Here is a 20,900-nt window from a genome sequence, read left to right on the forward strand (position 1 = left end):
CGGCCCACCCCGACCGGCGACGGTCACCCCCGCACTCACCGGCAACGCGACCAGCAACGCCAGCGCGAGCACCGAAATCCCTCTCCGGCGGGCACCTTTGGCCGTCGTCATGTCCGTGATCGCCGCGTTCCCCGCGTTCCCCGTGTTCCCCCTGATGTCCATGCCCACGACTCTGCCAGCGCGCACCCGCCCCCCTCCAGAGCGACCGCTGTCAGGATCCTGCACGACAGGGGCACCTTCCTGTCAGCACCCAGCACCCAGCACCCAATGCGCAACGCGCAGGGCCCGGAGGTTCACCAGAACCTCCGGGCCCACGAACAGACGACCGCGCGTCAGTCGGACTGCTGTTTCCGCTTGGGCGGCCGCCACACCACCAACGCACTGGTCTGCTGCACTTCCTGATACGGCACCAGATCCCGCCGGTACGACGCGTGCACCGCCGCCTCCCGCTGCTGCATCGCCGCCGCGGCCCCCTCGACGGCAGCCTGCAACTCGGCCACCCGGGACTGCAGCGCCGCGACCTGGTTCTCCAGTTCGATGATCCGCTTGATGCCGGCCAGGTTGATGCCCTCGTCCTGCGACAACTGCTGGACGGTGCGCAGCAGTTCGATGTCACGGGCCGAGTAGCGCCGGCCCCGGCCGGCGGTGCGGTCGGGGGAGACCAGCCCCAGACGGTCGTACTGACGCAGGGTCTGCGGGTGCAGGCCGGAGAGCTGGGCCGCCACCGAGATGACGTAGACCGGGGTCTCCTCGGTCAGTTCATACGGGTTGCGTCGACGACCGTCCATCTGACTCATGCTCCCTTCGCGGCCTGGAACAGCTCCGCCCGCGGGTCCTCGCCCGCGGTCGCCTCGCGATACGCCTCCAGTGCGTCACGAGCCTTCCCCGTCAGGTCCTTCGGGACACTCACCTCGACGGTGACGAGAAGGTCACCGCGGGTGCCGTCCTTGCGGACCGCGCCCTTGCCCCGCGCCCGCATGGTGCGGCCGTTGGGCGTGCCGGGCGGCAGCTTCAGGGTGACCGGCGGTCCGCCCAGGGTGGGGACCCTGACCTCGCCGCCGAGGGCCGCCTCCGTGAAGGTCACGGGGACGGTCACCGTGAGGTTGTCGTCCTTGCGGCCGAACACCGGGTGCGCGTCGACGTGCACGGTGACGTACAGATCGCCGGCCGGGCCGCCGCGCTCGCCCGGCGCTCCCTTGCCGCGCAGCCGGATGCGCTGGCCGTCCGACACCCCGGCCGGGATGCGGACCTGCATGGTCCGGGACGACTTCGCGCGGCCGCTGCCCTTGCACTCCATGCAGGGGTGCTCGGCCATCAGGCCGCGCCCCTTGCAGTCCGGGCACGGGTCGGTGAGGGAGAACCCGCCACCCGAGCCACGCGCCACCTGGCCGGTGCCGACGCAGGTCGGGCACACCCTGGGCGTGCCGTTCTTGTCTCCGGTGCCGGCGCACGCCTTGCACGGCGACTGCGAGGACATCCGCAGCGGGACCGTCGCCCCCTCGATCGCCTCGGTGAAGCTGAGGTTGACCTCGGTGTCGATGTCCTGGCCGCGCCGGGGCTGGGTTCGGGTCGTCCCCGTGCCACCGCGGTTGAACAGGCCCCCGAAGACGTCACCGAGTCCGCCGCCGAAGCCGCCGGCTCCCCCTTGGCCGCCCTGGGCACCGCCTCCGAAGAGGTCGCCGAGGTCGAAGTTGAAGGAACCGCCGCCCGCGCCGCCCGGCCCCGGGCGGAAGCCGCCGTTGCCGAAGAGGGCGCGCGCCTCGTCGTACTCCTTGCGCTTCTTGGGGTCACCGAGGACGTCGTTCGCCTCGGAGATCTCCTTGAAGCGCTCCTCCGCCTTGGCGTTGCCCTTGTTGGCGTCCGGGTGGTACTCGCGGGCGAGTTTGCGGTACGCCTTCTTGATCTCGGCCTCGGTGGCGTCCTTGGGGACGCCGAGGACCTTGTAGAAGTCCTTCTCGATGAAGTCCTTGGTGCTCATCCTCGACGTCCCTCCTCTCTCGTCGTCAGTTCAACGTCAGCCCTCGTCCGGGCCACCGCTCTCCTTGTCGTCGGACGCCTCGGTCGCCTCGTCGCCCTTGACGGTCTGCGCGCCCGGCTGGGGCTCGGCGACGGCCACCCGCGCGGGGCGGATGGTGCGCTCGCCGATGCGATACCCCGGCTGGAGAATCGCGACGCAGGTCGTCTCGGTGACGTCCGGCGCGTACGAATGCATCAGGGCCTCGTGGATCGTCGGGTCGAAGGGCTCGCCCTCCTTGCCGAACTGCTGAAGGCCCATCTTCGCCGCGACGGTCTCGACCGATTCGGCGACGGACTTGAATCCGCCGACGAGTTCGCCGTGTTCCCGGGCGCGGCCGACGTCGTCGAGCACGGGCAGGAGCTCGGTCAGGAGGTTCGCGATGGCGATCTCCTTGACCGCGATCCGGTCACGCTCGACGCGGCGGCGGTAGTTCTGGTACTCGGCCTGGAGCCGCTGGAGGTCCGCCGTGCGCTCACCGAGCGCGGTGCGCACCTGGTCCAGCTGGGCCACCAGACCCGCGTCTGCTGCTCCGTCCCCGGCCGGGGCCGCCCCCTCCGCGTTCGAAGAGGGTGCGGCCTTCGACTCGGCGCCGTCAGGGGTCGCGCCGGAGGGGACGTCGGGCTTCTCCTCGAAGCCCGGGGTCTCCTCCGTCATTACGCGACACCGTCCTTGCGCTCGTCGTCCACGATCTCGGCGTCGACGACGTCGTCCTCAGCGGCCTTGCCACCCGGGGCAGCGCCCTCGGGACCGCCCGCGGCCTGCGCGCCCTGGGCGTCGGCGTACATGGCCTGGCCGACCTTCTGCGAGACCGCGGCGACCTTCTCGGTGGCGGTGCGGATCTCGGCGGTGTCCTCGCCCTTGAGCGCGGTCTTCAGCTCCTCGACGGCGGCCTCGACCTCGGTCTTGACCTCGCCGGGGACCTTGTCCTCGTTGTCCTTGAGGAACTTCTCCGTCTGGTAGACGAGCTGCTCGCCCTGGTTGCGGGACTCGGCGGCCTCGCGGCGGGCGTGGTCCTCCTCCGCGTACTTCTCGGCCTCTTCGCGCATCCGGTTGACCTCGTCCTTCGGCAGCGAGGAGCCACCGGTGACGGTCATCTTCTGCTCCTTGCCCGTGCCGAGGTCCTTCGCGGTCACGTGCATGATGCCGTTGGCGTCGATGTCGAAGGCGACCTCGATCTGCGGGACACCGCGCGGGGCCGGCGGCAGACCGGTCAGCTCGAACATCCCGAGCTTCTTGTTGTACGCCGCGATCTCGCGCTCGCCCTGGTAGACCTGGATCTGCACGGAGGGCTGGTTGTCCTCGGCGGTGGTGAAGATCTCGGACCGCTTGGTCGGGATCGTCGTGTTCCGCTCGATGAGCTTGGTCATGATGCCGCCCTTGGTCTCGATGCCGAGGGACAGCGGGGTGACGTCGAGGAGCAGGACGTCCTTGACCTCACCCTTGAGGACACCGGCCTGCAGGGCGGCGCCGATGGCGACGACCTCGTCCGGGTTGACGCCCTTGTTGGCGTCCTTGCCGCCGGTCAGCTCGCGCACGAGCTCGGCGACGGCCGGCATACGGGTGGAGCCACCGACGAGGACGACGTGGTCGATCTCGTTGATGGAGACGCCGGCGTCCTTCATGACATTGAAGAACGGGGTCTTGCAGCGCTCCAGCAGGTCGGCCGTCAGCTGCTGGAACTGAGCCCGGGTGAGCTTCTCGTCCAGGTGCAGCGGGCCCTCGGCGGAGGCGGTGATGTAGGGCAGGTTGATCGAGGTCTCGGTGGACGAGGACAGCTCGATCTTGGCCTTCTCGGCGGCCTCGCGGAGGCGCTGGAGGGCCATCTTGTCCTTGGCGAGGTCCACGCCGTGACCGGACTTGAACTGCTGCACCAGGTAGTCGACGACGCGCTGGTCCCAGTCGTCACCACCGAGGTGGTTGTCACCGTTGGTGGCCTTCACCTCGACGACGCCGTCGCCGATCTCCAGCAGGGACACGTCGAAGGTGCCGCCACCGAGGTCGAAGACGAGGATCGTCTGGTCGTCCTTGTCGAGGCCGTACGCGAGCGCGGCCGCGGTGGGCTCGTTCACGATGCGCAGGACGTTCAGACCGGCGATCTCGCCGGCCTCCTTCGTCGCCTGGCGCTCGGAGTCGTTGAAGTACGCCGGGACGGTGATGACCGCGTCGGTCACCTTCTCGCCCAGGTAGGACTCGGCGTCCCGCTTCAGCTTCTGGAGGATGAAGGCGGAGATCTGCTGCGGGTTGAAGGGCTTCCCGTCGAGCTCCATCTTCCAGTCGGTGCCCATGTGACGCTTCACGGACCGGATGGTCCGGTCCACGTTGGTGACCGCCTGACGCTTGGCGACCTCGCCGACGAGCACCTCACCGTTCTTGGCGAAGGCGACGACGGAAGGCGTGGTCCTGGCGCCCTCGGCGTTGGTGATGACGGTGGGCTCGCCGCCCTCCAGAACGCTGACGACGGAGTTAGTCGTGCCCAGGTCGATGCCGACCGCACGTGCCATGGTGAATTCCTCCAGCTGACTTGAGTGGAACGGACTCAAGTGTGCATGACGGCTTCCACTCGGTCAACAGAGCTGAGTCGACCCCACTCAACTCTTATCCGTTCCTTACACGCAACCGGGCTCCTACCTGCGACGACGTGGCCTGAGCGGGCGGGCGGACCGTACCCCCCACGGGAAAAGAGGGTTGACGGCGAGGGCCGTAGGGCTTGATGTGCAGAAGGGCGAACACGGCGATGAGGGCGACGCCTCCCACCCACAACACCCGGACCTGCGCCATCCATCCCATGTGCACGAGGACACCGACGAGCACCGAGGCGAAGGCCCCGAGCCCCAGGAGGACGGTCACACCCTGCGGGGTGAGGCCGACCCGGCGCAGCCGGTGGGCGACATGGTCGGGCCCGCGCCGCAGCAGCGGCCGTCCGGCCAGCCGGCGGGACAGCGCCACGAGGAGGAGGTCGGCGGTGGCGAGGGCGGTGAGCGAGTAGAGCACGCCGATGCTCGGCACGGGGTCGTGCCCGGCACGGGTCATCACGGCCGACGACGCCAGCACGAACCCGACGAACATCGACCCGCAGGCCCCGAGCCCGATCCGCGCGGGGTGCCAGTTCTGCATCAGGAAGCCGGTCAGGGCGGCGGCCAGCACGCTCAGCAGCACGGCGAGCTCGTCCATCACCTCGGCCGCCGCACAGAGGCCGACACCGAAGGCGGTGACGACCCCGACGGTGCCGACCAGGGCGTCCGCGTGGTCCAGCGCCTTGAAGCCGACGGTGACGAGGACGATCCAGCCCACGGCCGGCAGCCCCAGCAGGAACCCCGTGTCGCCGTACGGCACCACGCAGGCCGCCGCCACGGCCGTACCGCCGACCAGGAACCGCGCCTTGACCCGTCGTACGTCCGCGACCAGCCCGAGTACGGCGACGGCGCCCGCGGCGATCAGCAGCCGGCCGATCTCCGAGCCCAGCGGGGCGAACCGGGTCCACTCACCGGCGGCGGCCACCAGGCAGGTCACCAGCGCCACGGCCACCCCGCCGAGCAGGGGCAGCGGCCGCTGCCGCCGGCGGTCGAGGATGCCGAAGCGCAGGGCGGGCAGCCGGAGCAGCGCCGCGAGGCAGGCGGCGAGGAGCAGGGCGGTCGTGGCAGCGGCGATCCCGTAAAGCACGGGGATAGGTTAGTGCCGTATATACCATTTCGGGATGAATAACACGATCAGTTCTTAAGGCAACCCTCAGCGACTCACATCACTCCGCGCCTGGCTACAGTGCGGTTGAAGATGGGGGTAGTCTCAGACGGACTGCATAAGTTACCGCTTAGTAATGTCGAGGACCCCCTCGAACCACCCCTCGCAGGCCCGAGGAGCCCCGAAATGCAACTCGCCGCGATCATCGTGTCGCTGGTTCTGATCGTGGTCGGCGTGGCCCTGTTCGCCCGCGCCCTCCTGCAGATCTACACCTTCATGCGGCTCGGCCAGAGCGTGCCCGCCGGTACCCGTACCGACGAGCCCGTCCAGCGCACCGTCACCGTGGCCAGGGAGTTCCTCGGCCACACCCGGATGAACCGCTGGGGCATCGTCGGTGTCGCGCACTGGTTCGTGGCGGTGGGCTTCTTCTCGCTGCTGCTGACGATCGTCAACGCCATCGGCCAGCTCTTCCAGGCCGACTGGCTGCTGCCGGTCATCGGCGACTGGGCGCCGTACAACGTCTTCGTCGAGTTCCTCGGCACGATGACGGTGCTCGGCATCCTCACCCTGATCGTGATCCGCCAGCTGAACCGCCCGGGCAAGCCCGGCCGCAAGTCCCGCTTCGCCGGGTCCAACACCGGCCAGGCGTACTTCGTCGAGGGCGTCATCCTGATCGTCGGCGTCTGCATCTTCATGCTGCACGCCCTGGAGGGCGCCCAGCACCACGTGGACAGCTACGAGGCCTCGTTCTTCATCTCGTACCCGGTGGTGTCGTGGCTGGAGGGCATGGACCTCTCCACGCTCCAGAACCTCACCTACTTCTTCGCCGGGCTGAAGATCGCGACCTCCTTCATCTGGATGATCACGGTCGCCCTGAAGACCGACATGGGTGTGGCCTGGCACCGCTTCCTGGCGTTCCCGAACATCTGGTTCAAGCGCAACGCCGACGGTGAGACCTCGCTCGGCGCGCTGCTGCCGATGACCTCGGGCGGCAAGCCGATCGACTTCACCGACCCCGGTGAGGACGACGTCTTCGGTGTCTCCCAGGTCGAGCAGTTCTCCTGGAAGGGCCTGCTGGACTTCTCCACCTGCACCGAGTGCGGGCGCTGCCAGTCGCAGTGCCCGGCCTGGAACACGGGCAAGCCGCTCTCCCCGAAGCTGCTGATCATGTCGCTGCGCGACCACGCGCACGCCAAGGCGCCGTACCTGCTGGCCGGTGGCGGCAAGAGCATGGAGGGCGAGGAGAAGGCGTCCGAGGAGCAGCTGAAGGACGTCCCGGCCGCGGCTCTCGCGGAGGCCGAGCGTCCCCTCATCGGCACCGCGGAAGAGAACGGCGTCATCGACCCGGACGTCCTGTGGTCCTGCACCACCTGCGGCGCCTGCGTCGAGCAGTGCCCGGTGGACATCGAGCACATCGACCACATCGTCGACATGCGCCGCTACCAGGTGATGATCGAGTCCGCCTTCCCGTCCGAGGCGGGCACGATGCTCAAGAACCTGGAGAAGAAGGGCAACCCCTGGGGCCTGGCGAAGAAGCAGCGCCTGGAGTGGCTGAAGGAAGTCGACTTCGAGGTGCCGGTCGTCGGCAAGGACATCGAGGACCTCACCGAGGTCGAGTACCTGTACTGGGTCGGCTGCGCCGGCGCCCTGGAGGACCGGGCCAAGAAGACCACCAAGGCCTTCGCCGAGCTGCTGCACATGGCGGGCGTCAAGTTCGCGATCATGGGCGGCGACGAGAAGTGCACCGGTGACTCCGCCCGCCGCCTGGGCAACGAGCCCCTGTTCCAGGAGCTCGGCATGGAGAACGTCATGGCACTGAACATGGCGTTCGGCGAGGAGATGGACGACGAGGGCAACGTCACGCCCGAGTCGAAGAAGCCGAAGTCCGCGAAGAAGATCGTCGCCACCTGCCCGCACTGCCTGAACACGATCGGCAACGAGTACCCGCAGATCGGCGGCGACTACGAGGTCATCCACCACACCCAGCTGCTCCAGCACCTCGTCGACGAGGGCAAGCTGGTCCCGGTCACCCCGGTCGAGGGCATCATCACCTACCACGACCCCTGCTACCTGGGCCGGCACAACAAGATCTACACCCCGCCGCGCGAGATCATCGCCAGCGTCCCGGGCCTCAGGAACGAGGAGATGCACCGCCACAAGGAACGCGGCTTCTGCTGCGGCGCCGGCGGTGCGCGGATGTGGATGGAGGAGCGGATCGGCAAGCGCATCAACAACGAGCGCGTCGACGAGGCCCTCTCCACCAACCCGGACATCGTGTCCACCGCCTGCCCGTTCTGCCTCGTCATGCTGACCGACTCGGTCAACGGCAAGAAGAACGAAGGCAAGGCCAAGGAGTCCATCCAGGTCGTCGACGTCGCCCAGCTCCTGCTGGAGTCCGTCAAGACCCCGGTCGACCCCGAGGACACCGCGGCGACGGAGAGCGAGCCGGAGCCCGAGCCGGTGAAGTAGCCGAGCCCGACAGCACTACAGCGCCCCCTGTTCCGTATGGGACAGGGGGCGCCGTGTTGCGGCAGGCTGTAGGCAGGAACTGATCGGAAAGGACCTCCGACGTGATCATCTTCGGCACCAAGGGCTACCTCTACCAGCTCGCGATACTGACGCTGGTGTGTGGCCAGTGCGGCAACCCCGCCGCGCACACCCTGCGCAAGCGCGTCACCAAGTTCACGCTGTTCTTCGTGCCGCTGTTCCCCGTCTCGACCAAGTACGCGACCCAGTGCACCTTCTGCGGCGCGGAACAGAAGGTGACCGGGGAGCAGGCGGAGCAGCTGCAGGCGCAGGCCCTGTCCGGCGGGCAGGGCGGTCAGCAGCCGTACGGTCAGCCCCAGCAGCCGTACCGGCCCTGAGCCACCGACGGGAATCCGCCGGCCGGGCACCCGCCGGCCGGGAATTCCGTCCGAACCCCCCGGGCCGGGCTACGACTTCGGCTGCTTGGATCCGTTGATCGCGTCGGCGGCGTGCCTGGGACCGGGGCGCGAGGAGAACTGGCCGACGAGTTCACGGAAACAGACCAGAGCGGTGATCGGCGGAATTCCGACGACGACCATCGCCAGCAGGGAATCGGCCGACTGACCGATGCACAGCGCGACCGCGGTGCCGGAGGAGATCAGCATGACGGCCCAGGAGCGGCGGGCGGTGCGGCGCTGGACGGATGCCCGCAGAATGGACAGACCCGCGAGCAGCCACGGCCCGTAGACCGTCAAGGGCCACCAATGGGCCAGCTTCGGCGACACCACGAGCAGCGCGATGGAGCGCAGCTGATCGTACGAATACGAAATGGACCAGGTGAGCATCGTCACCGCGCACAGGGTGATGAGTGTGACCAAGACCGAGACGGTGAGGAACCTCGGGTTTCGGGTGAGCGTGTGCGCGCCGGGCTGCGGGCGCTTGCGGTGGACCGGACGGGGCAGTGGCTGCCTGTCCTTGTCCTGCCGGGGCGGAACGGGATCCGGGGTCTGCGTGGCACCCAGCATCTGTGCCAGCTCCTGGTCCAGGTCCCAGCCCTCCGGCGACATCACCGGGTCCGACACCTGCCAGAGGTTCTGCATATCGAGCTGCTGCGTGTAATGAGCCTGTTCGTCTACCGCGTCATAGTCGGCCCTCATTGCTAGAACTGTTCCCCTTCCAGCGCCGCCCGAAGATATTCGCGCTCCATACGACTGATGGTTTTCAGAAAGTCCTCAAGCAGATCCGAGCAGTGCGTGATGCTTTGCGCAGTGGTCTGATCAGCTGTCCGACACGAACGGAGCGGATCCTCAGCTGCATGTTTTTCCTGCCAAGTCACGCCCACCTAACGAGCGCCACGCGGGGCAGGACATCTGGCATTCGGGGGAATATGCGTCAACGGTGATTATCTGGAATATCCAATGACAGGGCCCGGACGCCGAAATTCAGAATATGTATCACGCGGTCTTATCGAGGGACTTACGATTACCCGCCCCCCGGACCCGGCGATCGCTCGCGCCGGCCGGGCGCCCTGCGGCAGGCGGCCGATGTCCGCGCCGACCCCGCCCGGTAGCGTGGCGATCATGGCGGACTGGAGGCTTCGGGCGGCGGTGGGGGCGGACGTCGAGGCGATCGCCGAGGTGCGGGCCGTGGTGTTGCGGGCGGACCTGGAGCGGCTCGGCCGGTACGACGAGCACCGGGTGCGGCAGCGGCTGCGGGACGGATTCGACGCGGCTCACACCTGGGTGATCGAGGTGGGCGGCACCTTCGCCGGCTGTGTGGCGCTGCGGCCGGAGGGGGACACCCGGTGGCTGGAGCACTTCTATCTCGCCCAGCGTCTGCAGGGCCGGGGAATCGGCTCGGCCGTACTGCGCGAACTGCTGGAGCGGTGCGACCGCGGCGGTGCCCCCGTCCGGCTGAACGTACTGCAGGGCAGTGCCGCCCGGCGGCTGTACGAGCGGCACGGGTTCACGGTCGAGTCGGAGGATTCGGTGGACGTGTTCATGGTGCGCCGGAGCGGCACCGCCGCGCGGTAGCCGTACCGAGGCCGGTGTCAGTCGTCGTCGACGAACGTGACCGTCTCGTCGAGCGGCGCGCGGCCCGTGCGCGGGGCGTTCACCGTGACGTCCTCGAAGCCGATCGACATGCCGCAGAAGAGGATGAGCTCGTCCGGGGGCGAGAGGATCTCCGCGACGGAGCGGTGGTACTTGGCCCACGCCATCTGTGTGCAACTGTGCAGACCCGCGCCGCGCAGCAGCAGCATGACCGTCTGTAGATACATGCCGACGTCGGACCACTGGGCCGGCCCCAGATCGCGGTCGATGTAGCAGAACAGCGCGGCCGGCGCACCGAAGCAGTCCCAGTTCGCGGACGCGGCCCGCTGGCGCGCCTCGACGTCCTCGCGCGGGATGCCGAGAGCGCCGTAGCGCTGCTCGCCGAAGGCGGACCGGCGTTCGCGGTAGGGGGACTTCAGGTCGGGCGGGTACTGCTGGTACTGCGGTTCGTCCCAGGGCTCGCCCGCGGCCAGCCGCTCGCCGGCGCACTTCTTCAGCGCGGCCAGCGGCCCGCCAGTCAGAACGTAGGCGTGCCACGGCTGGAGGTTCGACGCCGACGGCGTCCAGGCCGCGGTGGACAGGACCCGCTCCAGCACCTCCCTCGGGACCGGCCGGTCGGTGAATTCGCGTACGGCCCGTCGGCTCGTGACCGCTTCGAAGACGTCCAAGATCGTCTGCCTCCCGTTTGCCCGTTCACTCGGCGCACCGATCACCGTTGCGCACCGTCGTCACATTCCTCGTCGCATCCCTCGTTGCATTCGCGACGGTATCATTCAATACTATCTCGTGCTTAACTATGGTCGAGTACAAGCCATCACCTCCTGGAGTAAGCCCATGGCCACGCTGCTGCACATCGACTCGTCCGTGCTCCCCGGCGAGGCGTCCTCGTCCCGTTCGGTCACGGCCGCCTTCCGCAAGGCCTGGGAGGAGCAGCACCCCGACGGCACGGTGATCCACCGCGACCTCGCCGCCGACCCCGTCCCGCACATCACCGCCGTCGCCTGGTCCGCCGGCTACGCCGCCCCGGCCGAGCGCACCCCGGAGCAGTCCGCCGCGTTCGCCGTGCGCGAGGCGCTCATCGAGGAACTGGAGCAGGCGGACGCCGTCCTGATCGGCGCCCCCATGCACAACTTCTCGATCCCCTCGACCCTCAAGGCCTGGGTGGACAACGTGCTCCTGCTCGGCCGCACCGCGGGCGAGAACCCCTCCGCCAAGGGCACACCGGTCATCGTCGTCGCCAGCCGCGGCGGCTCCTACCGGCCGGGCACCCCGCGCCAGGACTTCGAGTACGTGCAGAACTACCTGGAGGCCGTACTCGAGCGCACCCTGGGCCTCGACCTCGACTTCATCGTCCCCGAGCTCACCCTGGCCCCCCGCAACCCGGCCATGTCGGAGCTGGTCCCCCTCTACGAGGCCTCGCGCAAGCGCGCCTTCGAGGAGGCGGCCGCCAAGGCCAAGGAACTCGCGGAGCGCCTCGCGGCGTGACCCCCGGACCGGACGCCGTGTGACGCCTCACCCCCGGGGGTCACACGGCGTCCTCACCCCTCCCCGCTCACCCCTCCTGGGGATGGGCGAACCGGGTCAGCAGATCCGTCAACTGCTCGGCCTCGCCGGGCCCCAGCCCGGAGACCAGGCGCCCGGCCTGCGGTTCCGCCGCCGCATGGGCCCTGTCGAAGAGCTCCATGCCCCGCGGCGTGATCTCCACCGCCCGCACCCGCCGGTCCCCCGGCACGGCCTTGCGGACAGCCAGCCCCTTGCGCTCCAGGTCGTCCACGACCCGCATGACCCCCGCCTTGTCGGTCCCCGTCGCCGCGGCCAGGTCGCGCTGCACCGTGGGTCCCTGATTGACCAGCACGATCAGCACCGAGAAGTGCCTCAGCTCGATGCCCAGCGGCCGCAGCGCCTCCGTCATCACGGTCTGCGCGCGCCAGTGCGCCCGGCGCAGCAGCAGACCGAGGGCGAAGGGCGACTGGTCACCCGGGCGATCGGTGGCGTGCGGGGCGCCGGTAGCGCGCGGAACATCGGCGGTCACGGGGCCACAGTACCGCCACCCACTCATTCGATACGGTATCAATTGACACCGAATCGCCCGCCCTCGCACAGCCCCAAGCACAGCCCCACGCACATCCCCACCGCACGTCCCCTCGCAGGACTGGCTCGCACTGGACTATCGCCCCCACTCGAACACGTGCATCATGACCCAGTTGTTGCCCCTGGTGCTGACGAGGTGAGCGGTGCGCGCGCGAAGAAGCGGGAAGTGTACGGCGGCCCTGACCGGCACCCTGGGCCTCGCCCTCGCGGTCGCCGCCTGCGGCCCCCAGCAGCACGACGACGCCGAGTCGGCCCGGCACACCCCCGTCCAGGTGGCCGACGCCCCCGCCCTGCTCCCCGTCCCGCGCGGCAAGGGCAGCAGGACCCCCGCCGACTTCAACGGCGACGGCCACCGCGACCTGGTCCTCAACGACCTGGTCAAGGCGCAGGCACACGCCGACGACGCGGGCATCGGCATCGTGTACGGCGGTGAGCGCGGACTCACCCCGGGCGCCCGGCAGTTGCTCAGCCCACGGCGGCAGGCGGCCCCGACCAAGGGCCGGCTCCCGGCCGTCTTCGACGCGGAGGCGACCTGCGACCTGGACGGCGACGGCTTCACCGACCTGGTCGTCTCCACCGACCCGCCCTACGACGGCCAAGGGCAGCCCCCGGTGCCGTTGCAGATCCTCTACGGCTCCCCGAGCGGCCTCACCGGCAAGGCGGTCAAACTGACGATCCCGGCCCGCGCCCGCGTCGGCAACGACTGGCCCGACCAGCCGGTGTGCGGCGACTTCGACGGCGACGACGCACAGGACCTGGTCGTCCACGCGTCGGCGGGCCAACTCAGCTTCCTGCGCGGCCCGTTCACCCGCAAGGGCAGCCCTCGCACGGCCCCCGCCCCCATCCAGTCCCCCGGCAACGCCCCCACGGGCCCGGCGGCCGACGTCAACGACGACGGGTACGACGACCTGGTGGTCCGTACGGCGGCAGGCACCGGCGGGTCAGCGGTCGTCCTCGGCGGCCCGACCGGCCCCACCCGCACCGGAGCCATCCTCCCCGCCGGCATCGACGTGGCCCTCGGCACCTTCGGCAAGGGCAGGTCGGCCCTGGACGCGGCGGTCGGCACCATGGGCGGAACGTCCCTGCGCTACGACCTGACGACCACCACCGCCCGCGGCACCCTCACCACCCCCGGCTCGGTGCTCGACGCCGCCGACTTCGACGGCGACGGACTGAGCGAACTCGTCACCAGCGGCAGCCAGTTGCGTATCCTCCACGGCCGTACGGCCGGACTGACCACGACCGGCATGGTCACCGTCCGGCCACCCGCCCAAGGCACTACGCGCGTCGTCACGGTCGGCGACTTCGACGGGGACGGGCGGGCGGACCTGGTGGTGCGGACGTTCGTCGGCGAGACGAAGGACACCGTGGCCGTGTATCCGGGGGTGAAGAAGGGGCTGGTGGCTGCGGAGCCGTCGGTGCGGTTCTCCAGCTCGGAGTTCCTGGCCCGGTAGGCGGGCCGACGTCCGTCCCGTCACTCGGCCACCCGGGCGCCGATCGCCTTGGCGCGGCGGCGGGCTTCGGGGCTGCGGCCCTTGCGGCGGGGGTCGGTGCGGTGGTCGTACCGGTGGGCTGGATGAGGCAGTCCAGTCCAGTCCAGTCCGCGCAGTCCGGGCTTGGCCACGATGCAGGCGAACCGGGGGGGGCGCCCGCGTACCAGAGTTCCTCGTCGTAGCCCTTCAGGGCCTCAGGGGTCCAGGGCCGGATGTGTCCGTCCCGGGTCAGCCGAAGCCGGAGGCGTCGTCGTCCACGACGCGGCGCCCGGGGAACAATCCCGCACCGCCCGTCGTTGGCCTCAGGCCAACCGCCCCACGAACCGAGGAGTGCCTTGCCGGACACGTCGTCCAACGCATCCATCACCACCCTGCCCCCGCTCCCGCCGCTCGCCGACCAGGCCGAGCACCTGATCTCACTCGGGGTGCACGAGCTCGCCCGGATACCGGCCGCCGAACTGCGCGCGTTCGCCAAGACCGCACCGACCGCCAAGACCGCTGAGACCGCTGAGAGCACCAGGAGCTCTGGGGCCGCCGGGAACTCTGGGACCGCCGGGAGCGCCGACGGTGACGCCCTGCTCGCCGTCCACCCGGACCGCCTCCCCGCCTCCGCCCTCGCTCCCCTGCTCCGTCGCGACGACAAGCCCGGCTTCGTCGTCGTCGACATGCCCGACGTCGACGGCTTCGCCCCGGACTCCATCGCGCTGCCCGACACGCCCCTCTACGTCGTCACCGGCGTCGACCGCGGCGACCGCATGGCCAACTGGAGCCCCGAGGAGGCACTGCCTGCGCTCACCAAGGAGAGCCGCACCCCGCTGCTGCTCACCGAGGGCATCCACTGGGTGCTCCAGCAACCGGAGGCCCTGGAGCGCAACCGCTGCTTCATGACGATCGGCTCCCGGCTGCGCAAGGCCAACGGCACCCTGGACGCGCGCACCCCGGCGATCTGGATCAGCAACGGCACGGGACGCGACGGCCGAGAGCGGCGCAACGCCCCGAAGGTGGGCTGGTGCTGGTGGGGCAACCGGCACACGTGGCTGGGCTTCGCGTCCGCGACCGGGCGCCACCACTAGGCGTATCCGCACGCGCAAAAACGTCCGTACGGCCTTGGCCGCCGCGGCCGCCGGGCCCACTCACGGTCGGTCTGCTCGTCGTCGCCTCCGGTCGTGCGGCGGCCGCATCCGGCCTGGAGGGCGACGTCAACGGTGACGGGTGCCAGGACACGGCGGTCTCCGCCCCGCGCGCCTCCGTGGGCGGCCACGCGGCGGCCGCGTGACCGTCCTGTACGGCTCTCGACCGGCGCGGGAGCCGGCAAGATCCAGACGCTCTCCCGGAACAGCACGGGCGCCCCGGGCGGCGGCGAGGCGAGCGCCGGCTTCGGTCCGCACACGAGCACCGGCGACATCAACGGCGACGGCGACGGCGTGGCCTTCGCCTCCGACGGTTCCTCACGGCGGCCTGCCTGCCTGGAGTACGGCAACAACCTCGGCTCGGTGATCGCCCAGTGACGCCCCGTCGACTCCGCCCTCGTACCCAGCTCTCCTCCGCTCGGTTTCCCTCTCCGCCGGTCCCCTGACCGGCCCCTGACCTGTTCTCCGACCTGTTCCCTGATCCGGGCCGGTGCCTTCCCTTAGGGGATGTCACAGCTCGGCCGCAAAGCCGGGCCCGAACCGCAGGGCCCGGCACACGGATCTCCGGGACCAGGTACGTTCGAAGACGTGGCTGGATTCAGGATCGGACGGGGCAGCCGGAACAACGGCACCCCGCAAACGCGCCCCCAACAACCTCCGTACGGGCAGCAGGCGCCTCAGGGGCCGTCGTACGGCTATCCCCCGCCGCCGCAGCAGCCGTACGGCGGCTCGGGCGGCGGTGGCGGCTGGCCGCAGGCGAACGGCGGTGGTCAGGGCGGCCACGGCGGTTACCGCGGCACCCAGGCCGGCCACGGCGGTCACGGTGAGCCGGAGTACTTCGGTGACGGCGGCTACCCGCACGGCCCCGGCGGCACCCCGGACCCGTACGCGGCGAACAACCCGGGCCACACCCAGGCCTTCTCGGTCGGCGAGGACCCCTACAACCAGGGCGAGACCTACCAGGCGGGCGCGGCCCCGGCCGGCCCGCGACTGCACTGGAAGGCCCTGCTGCGGGGCATCGTCCTCTCCCCCAGCCAGACGTTCCTGCAGATGCGGGACTACACGATGTGGGGCCCCGCCCTCATCGTGACGTTCCTCTACGGCCTGCTCGCGGTCTTCGGCTTCGACGGCGCGCGCAACGACGCGATCAATGCGACCCTGTCGAACGCGGTCCCGATCGTCCTGACCACGGCCGTGGCGATGGTCATCTCGTCCTTCGTGCTGGGCGTGGTCACCCACACCCTGGCCCGCCAGCTGGGCGGCGACGGCGCCTGGCAGCCCACGGTCGGCCTCTCCATGCTGATCATGTCCCTCACGGACGCGCCCCGTCTGGTCTTCGCCATGTTCGCCGGAGGCGACGCGACGTTCGTGCAGGCCCTCGGCTGGGCGACCTGGGTGGCGGCGGGCGCGCTCCTCACCCTGATGGTGTCCAAGTCCCACGACCTGCCGTGGCCGAAGGCCCTGGGCGCGAGCGCGATCCAGCTGATCGCTCTGCTGTCGATCGTGAAGCTCGGCACGTTCTAGGTAGAAGGACAGTTGGAAGGGCCCTCGGCGGACGCGCCGGGGGCCCTTCTCCATGCCGCCGCGATGCCCTCCTGGCCCCGCCCCGCCCTTTTGGCCCTCCCTGTTCGCTTTGCACTTCCGATGTTGAAACTTTGTGTGCAGATACGTTGACCTGTGTTCGGATCGTCTTCTAGCTTGCGGGAACCATCGAGCCCGCCGAAGGGGATGCCGTGCCACGAAAGAACCATCGCCGGACAGCTTGCTTCGCCACGTTGCTGGCCTGCGCCACGGCCTTCGGGGGCGCACTCGCCTCCCCCGCCTCGGCGTCCCCCGCATCCGCCCACGGCAAGCCGGCCGTGCCGCCCGTCAGCGACTTCCACGGCGTCAACTGGGCCGACCCGCGTGACAACTACGCCGATGACGCGGTCGTACCGTCGGGCCTGTCCACCACGGACAGTTACGCCACCACCTACGCCAAGTCCAAGGCGATCATCGGCGGCTTCGCCAAGCTGGGCGCCAACACCGTACGGCTGCCGGTCAACCCGACCTCCGTCAACGGCCCCTTCTGGAAGTCGTACAAGGGAGCGATCGACGCCGCCACCGGCAAGGGGTTCAAGGTCATCCTGGGCTACTGGGAGGCCGACAACGCCAAGGACGGCAAGATCGACGACCGGGCCGCCTACGACAGGATGTGGGCGCGGATCACCTCCGCGTACGCGCGTGACTCCAAGGTGTACTTCGAGCCGATGAACGAGCCGTTCGGCTACACCTCCCAGGAGTGGCGCGACATCGCCGCCCGCTGGGTGACGACCCACCGCTCCGTACCCCGCGACCGGATCCTCATCGGCGGCGTCAAGTACAGCGAGGACGTCAAGCCCGTGTGCGCCGACAGCCGCCTGAACGGCACGCGACTGGCCCTGCACAACTACGGCTTCTGGCACACCGACTGGACCAGCTACGACCAGTGGAAGCAGGACTTCAAGGAGCGCATCGGCGACTGCGCCTCGCGCACCGTCCTGGACGAGTTCGGCGCCACCATGACCTCCGGCCTGGACTACAACGGCCCGACCAACGGCTCCCACGAGATCGCCTACATCCAGGCGGCCACGGACACCATCCGCGAACTGGGCCTCGGCTCCGTCTACTGGCCCGGCCTGCGCAACGGCGACACCTACTCCCTCACCACCCTCCAGGGAACGGGCACCGACCTCAGCCTCCGGCTGAACAACCAGAGCGGCCTGGACCGCCTGCACTGGGCCTGGCGGCAGTAACAGCGGGGTCCTGACAGCGGGCCCTGACAGCGGGGCCCGGAGTCACATCACGACTCCCACCGTCCTCGGAGGCCGGGACGGGGGGACGGTGGAACGGGGGGGGACGGTGGGGCGGCGGGACGCCTATGACTGCGGGGCCGACGGCCGCCTCGGATCAGACGGCTTCCTTGTTGGGCTTGGCCGTGTCCCCGGACCTGTGGACCGGAGGCAGGACACTCCATGGGAAGTTGATCCACTCGTCGGTGCGCTTCCACACGTACTCGCACTTCACCAGCGAGTGGGACTTCTCATAGACGACGGCGGACCGCACCTCGGCGACATGCTCCACGCAGAAGTCGTGCACGAGCTTGAGCGTCTTGCCGGTGTCGGCGACGTCGTCGGCGATCAGCACCTTCTTGTCGGTGAAGTCGATCGCGTTGGGGACGGGGGCGAGCATGACCGGCATGTCGAGGGTGGTCCCCACGCCCGTGTAGAACTCCACGTTCACCAGGTGGAGGTTCTTGCAGTCGAGGGCGTAGGCGAGCCCACCGGCGACGAACACGCCACCGCGGGCGATGCTCAGCACGATGTCCGGCTCGTACCCGTCGTCCGCGATGGTCTGCGCGAGCTCACGGACGGCGACGCCGAACCGCTCGTAGGTCAGATTCTCCCGTACGCCCATGCCGTCGCCCATTGCGCCGCTCACGCCTCCGCTCACACCTGGGTCCGATGGAAGTTCTTGAAGGACCGCGAGGCGGTGGGCCCGCGCTGCCCCTGGTACCGGGACCCGTACCGCTCGCTGCCGTACGGGAACTCGGCGGGCGAACTGAGCCGGAACATGCACAGCTGGCCGATCTTCATGCCGGGCCAGAGCTTGATCGGGAGCGTGGCGAGGTTCGACAGCTCAAGGGTCACGTGCCCGCTGAACCCGGGGTCGATGAACCCGGCGGTGGAGTGGGTGACGAGCCCGAGCCGCCCGAGCGAGGACTTCCCCTCGAGCCGCGAGGCGAGATCGTCGGGCAGCGTGATGACCTCGTACGTCGAGGCCAGCACGAACTCACCGGGGTGCAGGATGAACGGCTCGTCGCCCTCCGGCTCCACGAGCCGCGTGAGGTCCGCCTGCTCGACGGAGGGGTCGATGTGCGGGTACCGGTGGTTCTCGAACACCCGGAAGTAACGGTCCAGCCGCACATCGATGCTCGACGGCTGCACCATGGATTCGTCGTAGGGATCGATCCGTACCCGCCCGGCGTCGATCTCGGCCCGGATGTCCTTGTCTGAGAGAAGCACGCCCCGAGGATACGCAAGGCGCGCGGAACGACCACAATCACGGCCTCCACGCGCCTGGCGCTGCGCTTGCTGTACTGCTGTTGTTCCTACGGGTACCGCCGGTACGACTGCTGACACCACCGGTACCAGTGCTGGTGCCGGCGACCGCGGTGGCTACCGCTGCCTACTGCTGTCGCTACCGCTTCTCCAACGCCACCGGCACCGGCACCACACTGCGGAGCCGGGCACAGCGGGGGCACCGGAGGAGCCGCCCGGGGCCGAGGCGATCGGCCTGCTGCATCGGGAACGAAGCGGTGCTGAACACGTGCCCATCGGCACAACGGACGACGGTGCGGTCCATCAAGTCCTAGAGTCCCTTCCCCAAAGAGCCGCGTCCGGCTGCTGCCTGCCTGACGACGAGAGGCCACATTACGGGATCAAAGGGACGGCCCTCCAGGCGGCACTCCGACCCCGCCCTGACCCTCTCCGACCCCTCCACCGTACGCCCCAACTCCGGTACCCCGCAGTCACATCCACCCCCTGAAACGCCCTCAGGCCCCACGGCGTCAGCGCCGGGGGCCGGTGATGAGGTACAGTGACCAGGCAATCGGACACCGGCTCCGGATGATCTCGGAACGGGCGTCTTACGCGGGTGTAGTTTAATGGTAGAACATCAGCTTCCCAAGCTGAGAGCGCGAGTTCGATTCTCGTCACCCGCTCCAGAGAGAAACCCCAGGTCAGCGGCCTGGGGTTCGTTTATTGTCTAGACCATTTGGAGGGTTCCGCGCCCTCTGTGTGCCCTAAGTAGAGGATGGCCTGGCCGGCCTCCTCCGCCGTCGGCGCCTTTCTCGGCCGGCCGCGCGGCACCGCACCGGCCTCACCGCGATCCGATGAACTCCCGTTCCAGTCCCGCATCCCGACAGCGTGCCCAGAGCTGGGACGGGTCGCCATGCCGCTGCCGAGGTCAGGCTGAGCGCGTCAGCTCGCCGGCGAGCTGCCATGTGCGGCGGCGGTCTTCTTCGCGGGCGATGTCGCTGTAGGCGACGGTGATCTCGGTGGCGCCGGCTTCCATGTAACGGCGCAGTCCGGCTGCGACCGTCGCCTCGTCGCCGATCAGTGCCAGGTCGACGGCGCGGTGTGCGCCCTCCATGTCGCGGACGCGGCGGTAGGACGGGATCGAGTCGTAGAAGGCCAGATGAGCCGTGGCTGCGGCCCTGGCCTGGTCGATGTCGTCGGTCACGATGGCGGGGACGGAGGCGTTCACCCGTGGAGTGGGGCGGCCGGCACGCGTGGCTGCTTCGGTTATCCGGGGAACGATGTGTTCCTCCAGGGTCCGGGGTCCGGCCAGGAAGGGCATCGTTCCGTCTGCCAACTCGCCTGCCACACGCAGGGCCTGGGCCCCCATGGCGCCCACGATCAGCGGGATCTCCGGTTCGGCGCCGAGCACCTTGGTGGGTCCGACCGGGCGCGATGTCACGGTGCTGCCCTCGTAGGGGGTGACTTCACCGGCGAGCAGTGGCCGCAGGGCGCTGAGGTACTCGCGCAGGTGAGCGATCGGCGGCGGGTAGGGCAGGCCGTAGGCGTGTGTGAGCAGGTCGGGCGCTCCGAGGCCGATGCCGAGTTGGAAGCGGCCGTGGGTGGCCGCCTGGGCTGTCTTGGCCGCCGATGCGAGGATCTGCGGGTGTCGCGGATGCATGGGGACGACGGCGGTGCCCACGGAGATGCGGGGGACCTCGCGGCCCACGACGGCCGCCAGCACGATGGCATCATGCGTGGCCGGCTGGTTGAACCAGACCGAGTCGATCCCCAGTTGTTCGGCTTCCCGGCCCAGTTCGGCGGCGCGGTCAGCAACGTTCTTGAGGTTCTCTGTCGGCGCGAACTGGGGCATGGCTACTCCGACGCGCATGTGTTCTCCCTCGTCTTGGTGAGCGATGCGCTCGTCATAATCGGTG

21 protein-coding genes and 1 tRNA gene are annotated in these 20,900 nt (G+C 69.5%); 10 read left to right on the top strand and 12 right to left on the bottom strand.

Annotation, left to right across the window (positions count from 1 at the left end; all coding sequences use genetic code 11):
• Positions 1-332 precede the first annotated feature (332 nt).
• The 5 genes from ACZ4UU_RS10235 to ACZ4UU_RS10255 all read right to left on the bottom strand — a co-directional run bounded on the left by ACZ4UU_RS10235 (position 333) and on the right by ACZ4UU_RS10255 (position 5,677).
• On the bottom strand, positions 333-788 hold the full coding sequence (locus ACZ4UU_RS10235) for a heat shock protein transcriptional repressor HspR (protein WP_217210567.1): 456 nt from the start codon (positions 786-788) through the stop codon (positions 333-335).
• 5 nt (positions 789-793) lie between these two features.
• Positions 794-1,978, bottom strand: coding sequence for a molecular chaperone DnaJ (gene dnaJ, locus ACZ4UU_RS10240; protein WP_468038338.1), 1,185 nt, complete (start codon positions 1,976-1,978; stop codon positions 794-796).
• A 36-nt stretch (positions 1,979-2,014) separates the two neighbouring features.
• Entirely contained in the window at positions 2,015-2,671 is a 657-nt protein-coding gene (gene grpE / locus ACZ4UU_RS10245) for a nucleotide exchange factor GrpE (RefSeq protein ID WP_468038340.1), read from the bottom strand.
• Positions 2,671-4,518, bottom strand: a complete 1,848-nt coding sequence (gene dnaK / locus ACZ4UU_RS10250; protein ID WP_048584191.1) for a molecular chaperone DnaK — start codon at positions 4,516-4,518, stop codon at positions 2,671-2,673. Before dnaK ends, grpE begins: the two co-directional genes overlap by 1 nt.
• 94 nt (positions 4,519-4,612) lie before the next feature.
• Positions 4,613-5,677 (bottom strand): MraY family glycosyltransferase, encoded by a 1,065-nt coding sequence (locus tag ACZ4UU_RS10255; protein ID WP_468038343.1) that lies wholly within the window; start codon positions 5,675-5,677, stop codon positions 4,613-4,615.
• 204 nt (positions 5,678-5,881) lie between these two features.
• Between ACZ4UU_RS10255 and ACZ4UU_RS10260 the strand changes: the two genes are divergently transcribed.
• Positions 5,882-8,164, top strand: coding sequence for a (Fe-S)-binding protein (locus ACZ4UU_RS10260; RefSeq protein WP_468038345.1), 2,283 nt, complete (start codon positions 5,882-5,884; stop codon positions 8,162-8,164).
• Between the two features lie 101 nt (positions 8,165-8,265).
• Positions 8,266-8,559, top strand: a complete 294-nt coding sequence (locus ACZ4UU_RS10265; protein ID WP_468038347.1) for a zinc-ribbon domain-containing protein — start codon at positions 8,266-8,268, stop codon at positions 8,557-8,559.
• Between the two features lie 69 nt (positions 8,560-8,628).
• Here ACZ4UU_RS10265 and ACZ4UU_RS10270 read toward each other — a convergent pair whose 3' ends face one another.
• Positions 8,629-9,318 (bottom strand): DUF2637 domain-containing protein, encoded by a 690-nt coding sequence (locus ACZ4UU_RS10270; RefSeq protein ID WP_468038349.1) that lies wholly within the window; start codon positions 9,316-9,318, stop codon positions 8,629-8,631.
• Between the two features lie 423 nt (positions 9,319-9,741).
• Here ACZ4UU_RS10270 and ACZ4UU_RS10275 point away from each other — a divergent pair, with 423 nt between their 5' ends.
• Positions 9,742-10,194 (top strand): GNAT family N-acetyltransferase, encoded by a 453-nt coding sequence (locus ACZ4UU_RS10275; RefSeq protein WP_468038351.1) that lies wholly within the window; start codon positions 9,742-9,744, stop codon positions 10,192-10,194.
• Positions 10,195-10,211: 17 nt separating this feature from the next.
• Here ACZ4UU_RS10275 and ACZ4UU_RS10280 read toward each other — a convergent pair whose 3' ends face one another.
• Complete coding sequence (locus ACZ4UU_RS10280) at positions 10,212-10,880, bottom strand: nitroreductase (protein ID WP_468038353.1); 669 nt, start codon at positions 10,878-10,880, stop codon at positions 10,212-10,214.
• A gap of 166 nt (positions 10,881-11,046) precedes the next feature.
• Here ACZ4UU_RS10280 and ACZ4UU_RS10285 point away from each other — a divergent pair, with 166 nt between their 5' ends.
• The gene (locus ACZ4UU_RS10285; RefSeq protein WP_468038355.1) at positions 11,047-11,697 is read left to right on the top strand and encodes an FMN-dependent NADH-azoreductase; all 651 of its coding nucleotides are present in this window, start codon (positions 11,047-11,049) and stop codon (positions 11,695-11,697) included.
• 67 nt (positions 11,698-11,764) lie between these two features.
• Here the strand turns inward: ACZ4UU_RS10285 and ACZ4UU_RS10290 are convergent, their stop codons facing one another.
• The gene (locus tag ACZ4UU_RS10290; protein WP_468038357.1) at positions 11,765-12,244 is read right to left on the bottom strand and encodes a MarR family winged helix-turn-helix transcriptional regulator; all 480 of its coding nucleotides are present in this window, start codon (positions 12,242-12,244) and stop codon (positions 11,765-11,767) included.
• A 202-nt stretch (positions 12,245-12,446) separates the two neighbouring features.
• Here ACZ4UU_RS10290 and ACZ4UU_RS10295 point away from each other — a divergent pair, with 202 nt between their 5' ends.
• Positions 12,447-13,757, top strand: coding sequence for an FG-GAP repeat domain-containing protein (locus tag ACZ4UU_RS10295; RefSeq protein ID WP_468038359.1), 1,311 nt, complete (start codon positions 12,447-12,449; stop codon positions 13,755-13,757).
• Positions 13,758-13,777: 20 nt separating this feature from the next.
• Here ACZ4UU_RS10295 and ACZ4UU_RS10300 read toward each other — a convergent pair whose 3' ends face one another.
• On the bottom strand, positions 13,778-13,927 hold the full coding sequence (locus ACZ4UU_RS10300) for a hypothetical protein (protein ID WP_468038361.1): 150 nt from the start codon (positions 13,925-13,927) through the stop codon (positions 13,778-13,780).
• A 204-nt stretch (positions 13,928-14,131) separates the two neighbouring features.
• On the opposite strand from ACZ4UU_RS10300, the gene ACZ4UU_RS10305 reads away from it, so the two are divergent.
• From ACZ4UU_RS10305 to ACZ4UU_RS10320, 4 genes are all read left to right on the top strand, one after another.
• A complete protein-coding gene (locus ACZ4UU_RS10305; RefSeq protein ID WP_468038363.1) occupies positions 14,132-14,869 on the top strand; it encodes a DUF5701 family protein in 738 nt (245 codons plus the stop codon).
• Positions 14,870-15,001: 132 nt separating this feature from the next.
• The gene (locus ACZ4UU_RS10310) at positions 15,002-15,304 is read left to right on the top strand and encodes a hypothetical protein (RefSeq protein ID WP_468038364.1); all 303 of its coding nucleotides are present in this window, start codon (positions 15,002-15,004) and stop codon (positions 15,302-15,304) included.
• 129 nt (positions 15,305-15,433) lie between these two features.
• Entirely contained in the window at positions 15,434-16,450 is a 1,017-nt protein-coding gene (locus ACZ4UU_RS10315; protein WP_468038365.1) for a Yip1 family protein, read from the top strand.
• 209 nt (positions 16,451-16,659) lie between these two features.
• Positions 16,660-17,700, top strand: a complete 1,041-nt coding sequence (locus ACZ4UU_RS10320; RefSeq protein ID WP_468038366.1) for a glycoside hydrolase family 5 protein — start codon at positions 16,660-16,662, stop codon at positions 17,698-17,700.
• 154 nt (positions 17,701-17,854) lie between these two features.
• On the opposite strand, the gene ACZ4UU_RS10325 is transcribed toward ACZ4UU_RS10320, so the two are convergent.
• Together ACZ4UU_RS10325 and dcd are read right to left on the bottom strand one after the other, a co-directional pair.
• Positions 17,855-18,373: a phosphoribosyltransferase gene (locus ACZ4UU_RS10325; protein ID WP_468039178.1), complete on the bottom strand. Its 519-nt coding sequence runs from the start codon at positions 18,371-18,373 to the stop codon at positions 17,855-17,857.
• A gap of 20 nt (positions 18,374-18,393) precedes the next feature.
• Entirely contained in the window at positions 18,394-18,969 is a 576-nt protein-coding gene (gene dcd, locus ACZ4UU_RS10330) for a dCTP deaminase (RefSeq protein WP_030054451.1), read from the bottom strand.
• A 627-nt stretch (positions 18,970-19,596) separates the two neighbouring features.
• Between dcd and ACZ4UU_RS10335 the strand changes: the two genes are divergently transcribed.
• Positions 19,597-19,670: transfer RNA gene (locus ACZ4UU_RS10335), tRNA-Gly, on the top strand.
• A gap of 242 nt (positions 19,671-19,912) precedes the next feature.
• Here ACZ4UU_RS10335 and ACZ4UU_RS10340 read toward each other — a convergent pair.
• Positions 19,913-20,854, bottom strand: coding sequence for a TIGR03564 family F420-dependent LLM class oxidoreductase (locus tag ACZ4UU_RS10340; protein WP_468038368.1), 942 nt, complete (start codon positions 20,852-20,854; stop codon positions 19,913-19,915).
• Positions 20,855-20,900: the final 46 nt, after the last annotated feature.

The organism is Streptomyces sp. NPDC028907, assembly GCF_055564995.1.